Here is a 13,296-nt window from a genome sequence, read left to right on the forward strand (position 1 = left end):
CGGATTCCACAGGCAGGTTAGCATGGCGGCGAAACCCAGGGACCCCGAGGCCATGCTCGACACCATTCTTTTGCTGGCGGGAGACGCCGAACGCCCGGTCCTGGCCGAGGCGCTGCGCCGCGCCGAGCCGGGCATCCGCGTGGTGGCCGCCGGTACGGTCCGGGACCTGCCCGATACCTTGGAAACGGCGCGGCTGATCGCTTTCGTCTTCCCCGAGATCGTCCCCGCCGGGGTTTTGCAGCGTCTGGGATACGGCGCCTATAATTTCCATCCCGGCCCGCCCGAATATCCCGGCTGGATACCGGCCGCCTTCGCGCTGTACGACGGCGCGGCCCGGTTCGGCGCCACCTTGCATGAAATGACGTCCTGGGTGGATTCCGGGACCATCTGCGACGTGGAGGGGTTTGACGTTCCGGCCGATTGCGCCCTGCAAGGGCTGGAGAGCCTGGCCTATGCCGCCTGCCTGCGCCTGTTCGAGCGCTGGGCCGAGGCGCTGGTCTCGCCGCTGAAGCCGCCCCGCCTGCCGCTGCGATGGGGGGCGCGCAAGTGTACGCGCAGGCTTTTCGCGGAACTGGCCCAGGTGCCGGAGGGTGCCTCGGAGGAGGAAGGGCGGCGACGGGCGAGGGCGTTCGGGAGCGGGCCCCTTGACATATAATTAGTTATCACTAATATAAGTGAAATATGAATTATTCCTGGGTGCTCCCATGCTCCGCTTCGACATCGCTCCGGTCTGCTCCAACGCCTATCGCTTCCAGGCGGCCATGAGCTTTTCCATCGCGGTCCTCTACCTGTTCACGCCGTACCAGTGGGTGGCGTTCCTGCTGGCGTTCGGCGGGGTGCTGCGGGGCTTCGTCTCGCCGCACAAATGCCTGTCCTATCGCCTGTTCGCGGCGATCACCGACCGGCTGGGCTGGAAGCATCCGGTCAATGCCGGCTCCAAGATGTTCGCCGACAAGATCGCCGCCGTCGCCGGTACCGTCATGGCGGTGTCGTGGCTGATGGGCTCCGAGGTCGGCGCCATTCCGGCCACCGCCATCCTGATCTTCGCCTTCGTCGATCTGGCCACCGGCTTCTGCGCCGCCTGCTGGGCCTACGGCCTGTGGCACAAGCTGCGGGAGGCCTGATCCTCGGGCGCTTGACGTCAAAGCCCGGCGAGCCCGTCTCGCCGGGCTTTGTCTTTACAGCAGCCCCATGGCCTTGAAGCTGGCGTGGCCCTTGCGGCCCACCACCACGTGGTCGTGGAGCTGAATCCCCACGGCGTTCAGGGCGTCCTTGACCGCGCGGGTCATGTCGATGTCGGCCCTGGAGGGCTTGGGATCGCCGCTGGGGTGGTTGTGTCGTTTGCCGGTGACCTAATATTTCAGCGTTCAGATCAAAAAAACCAATTCTTACCATATTTACGGTATTTATTCGTCAAACACCCAAAATGTTGAGACGTGATGCCGTTGAAACCTGCCAGTCCACCCTGTATGATTCGTCATCCATTGGGTGGCAAAAACACAAATGCGACACACGAAAAACGCTGAAAAATCAACGGACACAGTGCAGCACAGGGACCCGATCCCGCTCAATTTTACGCCCGTGTCAGAGGGAACTCAGCAATTATATTGGCGTGGGGATCGCTGGTACTGCCTTTTCAGGAGGCCAGGGGAGCGAGTCCCGGTTCGGCTGACCACAGGTACCGCTGATGAGGCAGAGGCTCGAAGAAAGGCCCAAGCTGAATTTATTAAGTTACAGACGAGAATCAGCAGCGGAAAACCCCGGAAGGATGTGACCTTCCGTATTGTCGCCAATAAATTAGCTGAAGAGCTTGAGGCGGAATTGAAGGCACGTAAAAAATATGGAGAGCGTGCCCCAAACGGTGATCGTCTGCGGCACCCACAAACTCTTGGAAAGAAAATTAATCACATACGGTCGTATTTGATCCCTTTATTCGCTGACAAGGCAATTAAGGATATAAGTGATGATGACATTAGAAAGGCAAAAACTCATTTTGCAACATACTGGACTGAGGGGCCTGGAAAAAATATTAGTAAGCTAAGTTTTGTAAAAAATGGGCGTATTCAGGAAACGACGAGAAGAAAGCTCGGTGTTTCTAACAGAAACACGATTAATCAATACGCTATGACCATTAATGAAGTTTTGCGATTTTCGAAAACACATTTTGGCACAGAGCACCGTCTGACAAAAACTGTCTACACGGATCGTCTGGATTCGCCACGATCCTCCATCACAGCGGAACAATTTAAAGCTATATGCGATTTGCAGCAGAAAAGAATTAATGCTGAGAAACGCGAATATCACAAATGGCGATTGCGAAGGGTTATTTGTGCATTTGAATTCGTTCTATATTCCGGGTTGCGTGTTGCAGAAATTCACAGTCTTAAGTGGGGTGATCTTGCGGTTATTCCAGTTCAGTTGGGGAAAACATTGCACATTAGCAATGTAAGATCAAAATTAAAGCCGGTGCGATCCGTAGTTTGCCGGTCTGAAATAATGCATACATATAATGAAATGAATGAGCATAGAAAGACGGATGATCCGCTTGAGTATGTTTTTTCTAATGAATTTAATCCATTAAAGCCGTGCCATATTAATGATGGTGTTCAGGTTCTGCTGCAAAAGGCTGGGTTATGGAGTGATGGAAGGGGAGGGTATCGCACTCTTGGCAGCATGAGGCATTCATATTGCCAATGGATGATCCACAACATGAATCCATTTAATTTGTATAAACTTGCTGCAAACATGGGTACATCAGAGATTCAGATCAGAAAGCATTATGCATCTGATATTAATCTGCGAGAAAATTTGGAGGCCCTTGCGGGGACTATTGATGTTGGTTTGGCCGACGTTTTTAAGAACGCTAAGCGGAAAGAAAATAGAGAAGCTATAAATCCATTCATTTCTGATGCTCGTGAAATGATTCGTATATGGGAAGAGGTGGGTGAAAACTGGCGTGCTATGGATGATGATTGGGTTGGTAACGAAATTCGGAATTTTCATGGGGAGTATGTTTATAACGGCGTTGAGTTGAAGGCTTTTATTGCGACGATCAGGTGCATGGTTGATGTTGATGCTCCACCTCACGACATGCCTTCCTGACCAATGCCAAGTCACGGGGATCGCTCAACCATACGATCACGGCGACGAACCCAAGGTGGTTCAGGACCGTTTGCCAATGAATCTCAGTCAATTCCCCGCCGCCGTTATCGGTGAACAGCACCTCCCCCAGGCGATTCTCCAGGGCAGCGTCCAGGTAGGCACGGCCCTCGTCATCGACTGCCAGCATGATCGATGATGGGTATCGGGATGACAGTTCCGCCAACCGACGTTGGATTGCGGCAACCAGGGTGATTTCTGCTTCAGACCTCATCATCATGAAACTCAGCAGCTACAAAGCAATTTTCGCATATGATCTTGTTCGTTAATGATATGAAGTAAAATACTCCCCCACATTTTGGACATGGTTTGGCGTAGTGGTCAGGGTCATTTTCCTGAGTTTCCGGAAACAAAATTACGTTATTTAATTGTTTGTCCATAATTCACCTCGCTTTCATATCTATTTATGCTGCGGGTGCAGTCCTGTGTCCCAGGCACCGGAAGTGGTGCAGGAACCAGGAGTTCTGGTGCCTGCACCATCAGTCCGTTCGTCGAAGGCTTGGGCTTCACTACGGACTCACGGTTGCTCCCCGAAGCGTCAGTGGGTACGCTGCAATGTCAGTCGGCATCGACTTGTCTGGTGGCGAAGCCTGAATCTGGAAAGAGGGCTGGAATTTTCTTGGTAATGGGGAGAATGCAATGGCTCGCAAAATAAAGATAACACGAGAATCAGCAAGGGAATCGCTTTCAAATGAACAGCGTGTTGAGTTCGACAAACTTGTAGATGACGTAGGTGCGTGGTCGATCAATTTCTATGGGACGAAGCTCGTTTCCTATGCAATTCTCGCTGAACTCATTCGAGATGGTTGGAAAAAGTCCTGTTAAATGCTTTCATGGACGCCGTTTTGAACGCAATAACACCCCAGCAAAGCACATACTTCGCCCACAAGGTTACACTTGAGGGCTTGGGCGAAGACGCCCTTGCTCAATCGCTGTCCACCGCCAGGGTGGATATGAACCCCCATCAGGTTGATGCCGCATTGTTCGCATTGGCATCTCCATTGTCCAAGGGCGTGGTGCTTGCCGACGAAGTTGGTTTGGGCAAAACCATTGAAGCCGCACTGGTGATTGCCCAGCGATGGGCAGAAAGGAAACGGCGGATCATATTGATCGTACCGGCATCACTGCGGAAACAGTGGAGCCAAGAGCTTCTTGAAAAATTCTCGATGCCCTCGATTATCCTGGAGGCCAAGGGCTATAACGCCGAAAAGAAGGCAGGAAATACCCGGCCATTCGATCAATCGAACAAAATCATTATCACCTCGTATGAGTTTGCCGCACGGAAATCAGATGAGATCAAGCGAAACCGTTGGGACTTGGTGGTCTACGACGAAGCTCACCGGCTTCGAAACGTATACAAGAAGGGAGCGTCAATCCGTGCGAGGACGCTCCGTGAAGCAACCAAGCCCTACTTCAAGGTTTTACTGACAGCCACCCCGTTGCAGAACTCTCTGATGGAGCTTTATGGGCTGGTTTCCGTCATTGACGAACATTTCTTCGGTGACGAGAAATCCTTCCGCTCCGCCTATGTGGCCAATGGCTCGAACAAGACAGGGCTTATGTTTCTGCGAAAGCGGTTGGAAAGCATCTGCAAACGGACGCTTCGCCGTCAGGTGCAACAGGCCGGTCTCATCAAATATACAGAGCGGTGTCCCCTCACCATTCAGTTCGAGCCTGCTGACCAGGAAGTACGGCTCTACAACGAGGTTTCTGCTTATCTGCAACGCACAGGAACCATTGCCTTTGGCAGTCGTACAAACGCACTGGTCACCCTCGTTGTCCGCAAGATTCTAGGTTCATCGACCTTTGCAGTGGCCGAGACATTGGCGAAAATCATTACACGCCTGAAAAGCCAGCAGCGTCCTGACACCGAATGCCTTTCCGATTACGAAATCGCGGATGAAGATGCTGAGGAGTTTGACGAGGATGGCCAGAGTGATGACGACCATCAGGCCGACGATGATAGCGACGCTATTGATCCGAAGGTGTTGATGGCTGAAATCGCTGAGTTGGAAGGGTTTCGACAACTTGCATTGACGATTGGGGCTAACAGCAAGGGCGACAAGCTGGTCAATGTCCTGCCCAAAGTTCTAGATGAGATCGTCCTCAAAGGTGGGCAACGGAAGGCTGTGATCTTCACCGAATCCGTTCGCACCCAGCGGTATCTGGCCGACCTTCTCACGGCCAACGGCTATGCCGACGACATCGTTCTGATGAATGGTCAGAACAACGACCCGGCCAGCCAAGCCCTCTATCGCGACTGGATCGCCCGCCACAAAGGAACCGACGCGATATCGGGGTCGAAGTCCGCTGATATGAAGGCGGCGGTGGTGGAGGCATTTCGCGAACGCAAATCGATTCTGATCGCCACGGAGTCGGGTGCGGAAGGTATCAACCTGCAATTCTGCTCTTTGCTCGTGAATTTTGATCTCCCATGGAACCCCCAACGGGTAGAGCAAAGAATTGGGAGGTGCCATCGGTACGGCCAGCGGATCGATGTCACGGTCGTCAACTTTTTGAACCTCAAGAACCGGGCGGAACAGCGAGTGTTCCAGCTTCTGGGTGAAAAGTTCAATCTTTTCGCTGGTGTGTTCGGTGCCAGCGACGAGGTGCTGGGTGCCATTGAACGCGGCGTTGATATTGAGCGTCGAATTCTAGAAATCGTTCAAAAGGGTCGCACCGAAGCTCAGATTGACGCCGCCTTCGACCAACTCCAAGACGATCTGCAAGCCCAGATCAGCGAGCAGGTGCTGGATACCCGCAAGCGGCTACTGGAAAATATGGATGAGGCCGTAGTTCGGCAGTTGAAGAGCCGCGATGGTGAGATCAGGCAGCACCTTTCAGATTTTGACCGCTCATTGCTGATGGTGGCCCGAGGCGAACTCCCCGAAGCACATTTCCACGAAGATGATGGGCGGCGGTTTGATCACAGCGATCTCACATATACGACGGAATGGCCGGTCGCGGATCGCCAAGGGTGGCAGTTTTTCCGGCTGACCGAAGGCAACCTCGCCGCTGAATTGGTCTCTCGGGCAAAAGGCCGCCCCTACGGGTCACCAGTACAGCTTCGGTTCGACCTGTCCGCCTATAATGGCCGCCTGATTGATGTTGAGCCATTGCGGGGATCGTCAGGGTGGCTGCGTGTAGCAAAGCTGCGTATCACCACGCCAGCGGCAACCCGTGAACACCTTGTTCTGTCGGTCGTCGCTGATGATGGCCGCGACATTCACCCTGAAACCATGGAACGCCTGATGGGCGTTCCCGCTCGTAACCTTGGTTCGGTGCAGATAGCCGTCCCGGAAAAGGCACTGGCGAAACGCGAGGCGGATCAACGCGGGTTGCTCATCACTCAGGCCGAGGAGCAGAACGCCAAATGGCTGGATGAGGAATCCGAGAAGCTGGACGCCTTCGCGGAAGACTTGGAACGTGGGTTCGAAGCCGAGGTGAAGGCGGTCGAATCCGAGATCAGGGAAGCCAAGAAGGCACTTCGGACATCTGTGCTGCCCTTGGCTGAGAAGTTGGCCGAGAAGCGTCGGATCAGCGGGTTGGAAGGGCGGCGGGACAAGATGAAGGCCGAGTTTTTCGACCGTCGTGCCCAAATCCGTGCGGAAATTGAAGTGATGCTGGATCAAGTTCAGGAGAATCTGAACTTGGTGCCGTCGATGACATCTATCTTCACGATCAGATGGGAATTATAATTAGCAGCTTCTGTAAAAAGGACTTGAGATGAGCAGGCAGCGGCTTGAGCTATTGTGGATTGGAAAAGAACTTCGACCACGCCCTGAGCCTCGTATACTAATTGAGGATGCGGACGTATCGTATTGCTCAAGCACAAAATCATCCGCGAATGATGTTTTTGAAAATAAACTAATTCATGGTGACAATCTACTCGCCTTAAAGGCCCTGGAGGGTGACTTATGCGGCAAAGTGAAATGCGTATTTATAGACCCACCTTATAATACTGGATCCGCATTTGAGCATTATGACGATGGAGTTGAACACTCGCTGTGGCTTTCGTTGATGAGAGATCGGCTTGAGATACTGCGAAACCTTCTTTCTCCTGACGGAACAATATGGATTGCGATTGATGACAATGAAGCTCACTACCTAAAGGTATTGGGTGATGAAATATTCGGCAGAAACAACTTTATTGCCTCGGTCATTTGGAGAAAAAATTATTCACCAAAATCGACCGCTCGTCACTTTTCTGGTGACCATGATTATATATTGATCTTTGCTAAGAACGCAGAGATTTGGAAGCCAAATCCAATGCCGCGATCTGAAAAACAGGATGCCGCATATAAGAATCCTGACAATGACCCAAGAGGGCGGTGGAAACCTGGAGACTTATCGGCAAGAAATTATTACAGCAAGGGGACTTACAAAATAACTACGCCAGGAGGGCGGTTAATACCCGGGCCGCCAAATAAAAATTATTGGAGAGTGGAAGAAGAAAAATTTTGGGAACTTGATCGAGATAAACGCATCTGGTGGGGAAAAGATGGCAACTCAATACCTCAGATAAAACGATTTTTGTCTGAGGTTAAAGATGGCGTTGTTCCTCAGACGTTCTGGTCTCACGAAGAAGTTGGTCATACACAAGAAGCAAAGCAGGAATCCATCATGCTTTTTGGAGGCGACGCCTTTGACACGCCAAAACCAGAAAGGCTAATTTCGCGGGTATTGTCAATTGCGACGAACAAGGGTGATATTGTTCTTGATTCCTTCGCAGGATCAGGCACTACCGGGGCCGTGGCTCATAAAATGGGGCGGCAATGGTTCATGGTAGAGCTTGGCGAACATTGCCGAAGTCTCATTGTCCCACGCATGAAAAAGATTATCGATGGCAATGACCGGGGTGGCATAACAGAAGCGGTTGGCTGGAGCGGTGGCGGCGGATTTCGCTACTATCGACTCGCCCCCTCGCTGCTTGAAAAAGATCGTTGGGACAATTGGGTCATCAGCCGGGACTATAACTCCGCCATGTTGGCCGAGGCCGTCTGCAAACTCATGGGGTTTACCTACGATCCAAGTGAAAAGCTTTATTGGATGCATGGCCGGTCATCCGAACGTTCCTTCATCTACGTCACCACCCAAAGCCTGACCCACGATCAGCTTCGAGCGATTTCCGAGGAAGTGGGCGAAGAACGCAGCCTGTTGGTCTGCTGCAAGGCGTTCAATGCCAAGCCGGAAGCCTTCGCTAATCTGACGGTAAATAAGATTCCCCAGACGGTTCTACGAAAGTGCGAATGGGGGAAGGATGATTACAGTCTGAATGTCGCCAATCTCCCTATAGCGGCACCGCCAACCGAGGAATCGCCAGCACGACCGGCTCAGGGCACCCTCTTTAGCGGCGGGGAGGAGTGAGGCCATGACGAACCGCATCTTCCGCACCATTACCCAGCGGCTTTCGCTCCGTGCCCCCCAGTCGGATTCCTTGGGCATCCTGGCCCAAATCCTCGAACAGGTGATCATCGAGAAAGGTGCGGATCCATATCGTACTTTGGCAGTCATTCGAGAAACATGGCCGCAGGTAGAGGATTTTGAGCGGGAGTTCCCGTCTTTGTGTTTCGCTATCGCCACAGGCGTCGGCAAAACCCGCCTGATGGGTGCCTTCATTTCCTATCTGTATCTCACTGGGAAAAGTCGGCATTTTTTTGTGCTGGCACCGAACACCACCATCTACAACAAGCTGATCGGTGACTTTTCCCCTGAAAGCCCGAAGTACGTCTTTAAGGGCATAGCCGAGTTTGCCCAGAACCCACCGCTGATTATCACTGGTGATAATTATGATAGCGGTCGTGGTGTCCGACTGGATGGTGGACGTTCCTCCGATTTGTTCGGTTCGGATGTCCACATCAACATCTTCAACATCGACAAGATCAACAAGGAAGAAGGGCCACGTGGTCGGCCCAAGATGAAGAAGCTTCAGGAAACCATTGGCGAAAGCTACTATGATTACCTTTCAAAGCTGACGGACTTGGTTCTGGTGATGGATGAAGCCCATCGTTATCGGGCTAGTGCGGGTGCCAAAGCCATCGAAGGGCTGAAGCCTATTCTTGGATTGGAATTGACGGCAACCCCCAAGACGGTCGGCACCAATCCTGTGCCGTTCCGCAATGTGATCTACGATTACGACCTTGGACGGGCGATGGCCGATGGTTTCGTCAAGGAACCTGCCGTCGCCACCCGCAAGGATTTCAGCATCAATGGAATTCCGCAGGACCGTCTGGAAAAGATCAAGCTGGAAGATGCTGTTCACCATCACGACCATGTTGCTGTGGAACTGGACCGCTATCATCGGGTGAGCGGGCGAAGCAAGGTCCATCCCTTCATCCTGGTGGTTGCTCAAGACACCGACCACGCTAATCACATCAAGGCATTCGTGGAATCGGAGGAGTTCTTCAAAGGCCGGTTCAAGGATCGCATCGCCCTGGTACATTCCAACACACGCGGTGAAGAAAGCGAGGAGGCCGTTCAACGTCTTGTTGCTCTTGAACACGATGGCCGCACGGAGATCGTGATCCATGTCAACAAGCTCAAAGAAGGTTGGGATGTGACCAACCTCTATACCATCGTCCCGTTGAGGGCTTCTGCCTCGGATATTCTGACCGAACAGACCCTTGGACGTGGCCTTCGGCTGCCCTACGGCGAACGTGTTTCACGCGGTAGTGATGATGAATTCGCCGCCGTGGACCGACTCACGGTCATCGCCCATGATCGGTTTGATGAAATTATCCAGAAGGCCAGGGAACCCGGTTCCATCGTCCAAATGAAAGTCCTTCAAATTGGTGAAGGTGGGGACATCTCACCTGCGGGGGCTAAGCTGGTGGAATCGCCTTCAGTGGCCGAGATGATGATTACCGGTACAGCCTTGTTGCTGCCCGGCATACCCGATGTCCCAAAGCCAAAGATCACTCTGGCATCCGCAGAGGAGCATCGTGCCGTCGATGTGACCTTCCAGGTGATCCGCCGTTTTGAACGGAAGCTTGGCAGCGTCGAGGAGTTATGCCAGCCAGAGGTTCGTGCCAAAATCGTTGCGGAAGTGAGGGAATTGATTCGCCCTATGCAGGGCACCCTCGACGGCGTTGTTTTGGCTCCTCGTGTGGAAGAGATCGTCGCAGTTATCACCGAGACGGTGACCGAACGCACCATGTCCATTCCGCAGATCGTGGTGATCCCGAAGCGTCAAGTCACCTTCCATTTCAGAGACTTTGACCTCAACGAACTGGGGAGCATCAATCACCGGCCATTGGACGATGGCTTGGTGATCCAAACCTTGCGGACTGAAGTGAAGACCTACCTCGCGAAAACCGTGGATGATCCACGCGAAGAGCGGATGGAGGACTATCTCGTCCGCCACCTGATTGACCGGAACGAGGTGGATTACGACAGCCACGCTGATTTGCTCTACAAACTTGCCGGTCAGTTAGTTCATCGGGTTCGGTCGTACCTGACCACCGACGCCGAGGTAGAGAACGTCCTGCTCCGCAATGGCCGCCAATTGGCAGATTTCATTTTTGCCCAGATGAAGCAGCACTACTCGGAAACGCCATTGGGGGAAGACGATTACGAGGTCCGCGTAACCCGTGGATTTGTTTTGCTCCAACCTCAGCTACTCAATGTCACGCCCGGCCAACAGGTGAAGGATTTCAAACAGCAGGTGATGCCGTTGTCCGACACCAAGCGTCAGGTGTTCGGCGGGTTCAAAAAATGCTGCTATCCGGTACAGAAGTTCGATTCTGATCCCGAACGCCGGTTTGCAGTCCTTGTGGATTCCGATGCCTCGGTCGAAAAATGGTTGAAACCGGGGCGTGCTCAATTTCAGATCGAGTATCGCTCGGGTGAATCCTATGAGCCGGACTATGTGGTGGAAACCGCGAAGCAGATGCTGATCTGTGAAATCAAGGCAAAGAACGAACTTTCTGATCCCATCGTCCAAGCCAAGGCACAGGCGGCGGTGAAGTGGTGCAAGGCAGCCAGCCAGCACGCCAAGGAAAGTTGCGGGAAACCATGGTCGTATGTGCTGATCGCTGACGATCAGGTCATCGGCAGTGCGACCGTGGAGGGGTTGGCGGCCAAATTCACCCAAGGAGCCGTCATTAGATGAATTCCGCCCTCGGGAAGTTCGGACGGTTGGGGGGGGGGCACTTGCTCTGACGCTTAATGTCCCATCGCATGCGGATGAGCGACACCAATAGTCTTCCTGCTTTACCCCCGACATGGACTGCACCGGGAGGGCCGTGGAGGCCATTGCCGCCGCCAAGGCTTCTTCCTCGGTGCTGGATAAGCGATTGTTCACGAGCTTTACCATATCCGCCACCGCAGCCTCGACGCTGAGTTCTGGCAAATGGTCGGCTGCATCATCCAGGATTGGAAGGAGCGAATGCTCTGGCTCGAAAGAAACGAAAATCTGCCTGAGTTCAAATAAAACAATCAGCAGGCTAGTTTCGATAGCAAGGAAAAATTCCGTTTGATCGGTAAATTGACTTCTCAGCACTATCGATGTGCAGAAGTGCATTGCTTAGTGATTCCATAATGGACAAAACCTTTAACGCCTCTTTATCATTCGTCGGCATTCTAGACTTATGATAATCGCATAAATTAAGAACTATATCTTTTATTGAATTAATCTGCTTTTTCGCCTCATTTATATCGTCGGCCGAAAAAGAGCAATCAACTAATTTTTTAAAAAAATCAACCGGAGAAATGATTGACGAGCAATTCAGCGTGTCTATCCAGTCGCCTACCATTCTCTTTACGCAAGAGTCGTCGTACCGAGATATTTCATCGATCACAACTTGATCAATCTGGATATATGGCATTCCAATTTGTTCACCATTGATGTTGATGGCGGCAGAGTGCTTTTCTCCAGTCACCGCGTCCTGATATGCAGGCCCAAAAATATAATTACCATGATGATATACCTTTCCCATCGTGATGAATCCTCGACATAGCACTCTTTCTCTAAGCAGCAATCGCCCAAATACCATCCGGCAAAAGTGCAGCATATTGACTACACCGGCCGGCGAAATTTCGCATGAAATAACAACAGAATCGGATAGCTGCGTTATTTTAAAATTTAAATCAAAAGCAATACGATTGCTTTGTGGACAAACGCCTCCGCCATCCCTGCTAAACATAGATTCATCTTTGGCCGACCCAAGTTGCGATATCAACCTCACAATTAAATCAGGATCACCTTCAGAACACGACTTATCTATAATATTTTTGAACCCAACAACATCAATAAATCCGACAATTTTGTCTTCATATTTTCTGACTGGCATGCCAATGCCTCGCTGTAAAAGGAGCGGTTTGTCAAATGACAAACTCATCGAGATGTGCCGCCGGGCCTCAACATGGCGATGTAATTGCAATATACCATGCTGACGCATTGTGCCTGATTTCTACAGTTATGATAACAAAATCTCACTTAATGTATAGTTGTAGTAATAATTTTCGCAATTAATAACGCACATGCTCTTCACTCCCTGCTCCGTTCGATCCAGCCAGGGTCTTCCGGGAATTTTGCCAATAATTTTTGCATTCGCATGATCGCAAACGCAGCAACTTCATCGCAGTGCTGAATTATCGCACCATCGTGCTTGATATACCTAAGGTCACGAAATGCGACTTGTGCATAGGTTAAGATATCACGCGACTCCGACATCGCAATACCGTGCGGGATGAAGCCGACCGATGGTGCGAGCCACAAATCGTGATCGCTTAACCATTGCATGGAAATCTCGGCAAAACGGCTGATCTTGGCCTCTTGGGCTGAGCAGTATTCGCCGCGATCATGCAAGGTCATGCCGTTCTTGTCCTTGCCAAGTACTGCTGCCCTTTCCTGATGCCAGTATCCTGGGGTGTTGATCTCGTCGTATGTGATGGGCGGCGGCGATGGCTTCGAGCCGAGGGAGTAATAATTGGGCAGGCCCGGATCGCGTGGATAGATCGGCGGGGGAGCGGCCTTAACCACACCGGCGGCCCCCTTGTCCGTCGAATAGAAGACGCCTTCCTGAGCGTTCGTGGCAAATGTCGCAGTTAACAGCAAGCAGACTGATAGCAGCATGACTTGCGAACGCATAATGCCCTCCAATCAACCTGCCATATGTGCTTGTTACAATATAACAA

At 52.0% G+C, this 13,296-nt stretch carries 9 protein-coding genes and 1 pseudogene; 7 read left to right on the forward strand and 3 right to left on the reverse strand.

All coding sequences use genetic code 11. The annotated features are described in order from the left end of the window. Positions 1-22: 22 nt before the first annotated feature. On the forward strand, positions 23-655 hold the full coding sequence (locus tag XM1_RS13000; protein WP_068434063.1) for a hypothetical protein: 633 nt from the start codon (positions 23-25) through the stop codon (positions 653-655). 49 nt (positions 656-704) lie between these two features. Beyond that, a complete protein-coding gene (locus tag XM1_RS13005; protein WP_068434065.1) occupies positions 705-1,124 on the forward strand; it encodes a DUF4395 family protein in 420 nt (139 codons plus the stop codon). A gap of 54 nt (positions 1,125-1,178) precedes the next feature. Here XM1_RS13005 and XM1_RS23405 read toward each other — a convergent pair. After that, a pseudogene (locus XM1_RS23405) lies at positions 1,179-1,325 on the reverse strand (JAB domain-containing protein); the annotation flags it as partial. A gap of 178 nt (positions 1,326-1,503) precedes the next feature. Between XM1_RS23405 and XM1_RS23410 the strand changes: the two are divergent. The 5 genes from XM1_RS23410 (at position 1,504) to XM1_RS25305 (ending at position 11,590) form a co-directional block, all read left to right on the forward strand. Further along, positions 1,504-3,102 carry a tyrosine-type recombinase/integrase gene (locus XM1_RS23410; protein WP_082700504.1) on the forward strand — a complete coding sequence of 533 codons (1,599 nt, stop codon included), beginning with the start codon at positions 1,504-1,506 and terminating at the stop codon, positions 3,100-3,102. A gap of 890 nt (positions 3,103-3,992) precedes the next feature. Then, complete coding sequence (locus XM1_RS13015) at positions 3,993-6,857, forward strand: SNF2-related protein (protein ID WP_068434067.1); 2,865 nt, start codon at positions 3,993-3,995, stop codon at positions 6,855-6,857. Positions 6,858-6,885: 28 nt separating this feature from the next. Continuing rightward, positions 6,886-8,526: a site-specific DNA-methyltransferase gene (locus XM1_RS13020; protein WP_068434069.1), complete on the forward strand. Its 1,641-nt coding sequence runs from the start codon at positions 6,886-6,888 to the stop codon at positions 8,524-8,526. A gap of 4 nt (positions 8,527-8,530) precedes the next feature. Beyond that, entirely contained in the window at positions 8,531-11,269 is a 2,739-nt protein-coding gene (locus XM1_RS13025; RefSeq protein WP_068434072.1) for a DEAD/DEAH box helicase family protein, read from the forward strand. A 183-nt stretch (positions 11,270-11,452) separates the two neighbouring features. Further along, on the forward strand, positions 11,453-11,590 hold the full coding sequence (locus XM1_RS25305) for a YgjP-like metallopeptidase domain-containing protein (protein WP_082700505.1): 138 nt from the start codon (positions 11,453-11,455) through the stop codon (positions 11,588-11,590). A 13-nt stretch (positions 11,591-11,603) separates the two neighbouring features. Here the strand turns inward: XM1_RS25305 and XM1_RS24120 are convergent, their stop codons facing one another. Together XM1_RS24120 and XM1_RS13030 are read right to left on the reverse strand one after the other, a co-directional pair. Further along, complete coding sequence (locus XM1_RS24120; protein ID WP_156428725.1) at positions 11,604-12,557, reverse strand: hypothetical protein; 954 nt, start codon at positions 12,555-12,557, stop codon at positions 11,604-11,606. An 89-nt stretch (positions 12,558-12,646) separates the two neighbouring features. After that, entirely contained in the window at positions 12,647-13,249 is a 603-nt protein-coding gene (locus tag XM1_RS13030) for a hypothetical protein (RefSeq protein ID WP_068434074.1), read from the reverse strand. Between the last annotated feature and the right edge of the window lie 47 nt (positions 13,250-13,296).

Origin of the sequence: Magnetospirillum sp. XM-1, from assembly GCF_001511835.1 — a bacterium.
Taxonomy (GTDB): Bacteria; Pseudomonadota; Alphaproteobacteria; order Rhodospirillales; family Magnetospirillaceae; genus Phaeospirillum.

What these genes read in the sequence shown, in the direction of transcription:
- XM1_RS13000 (WP_068434063.1), top strand. Translation starts at nt 23, where the DNA reads ATGGCGGCGAAACCCAGGGACCCCGAGGCCATGCTCGACACCATTCTT.
- XM1_RS13005 (WP_068434065.1), top strand. Translation starts at nt 705, where the DNA reads ATGCTCCGCTTCGACATCGCTCCGGTCTGCTCCAACGCCTATCGCTTC.
- XM1_RS23410 (WP_082700504.1), top strand. Translation starts at nt 1,504, where the DNA reads ATGCGACACACGAAAAACGCTGAAAAATCAACGGACACAGTGCAGCAC.
- XM1_RS13015 (WP_068434067.1), top strand. Translation starts at nt 3,993, where the DNA reads ATGGACGCCGTTTTGAACGCAATAACACCCCAGCAAAGCACATACTTC.
- XM1_RS13020 (WP_068434069.1), top strand. Translation starts at nt 6,886, where the DNA reads ATGAGCAGGCAGCGGCTTGAGCTATTGTGGATTGGAAAAGAACTTCGA.
- XM1_RS13025 (WP_068434072.1), top strand. Translation starts at nt 8,531, where the DNA reads ATGACGAACCGCATCTTCCGCACCATTACCCAGCGGCTTTCGCTCCGT.
- XM1_RS24120 (WP_156428725.1), bottom strand. Translation starts at nt 12,557, where the DNA reads ATGCGTCAGCATGGTATATTGCAATTACATCGCCATGTTGAGGCCCGG.
- XM1_RS13030 (WP_068434074.1), bottom strand. Translation starts at nt 13,249, where the DNA reads ATGCGTTCGCAAGTCATGCTGCTATCAGTCTGCTTGCTGTTAACTGCG.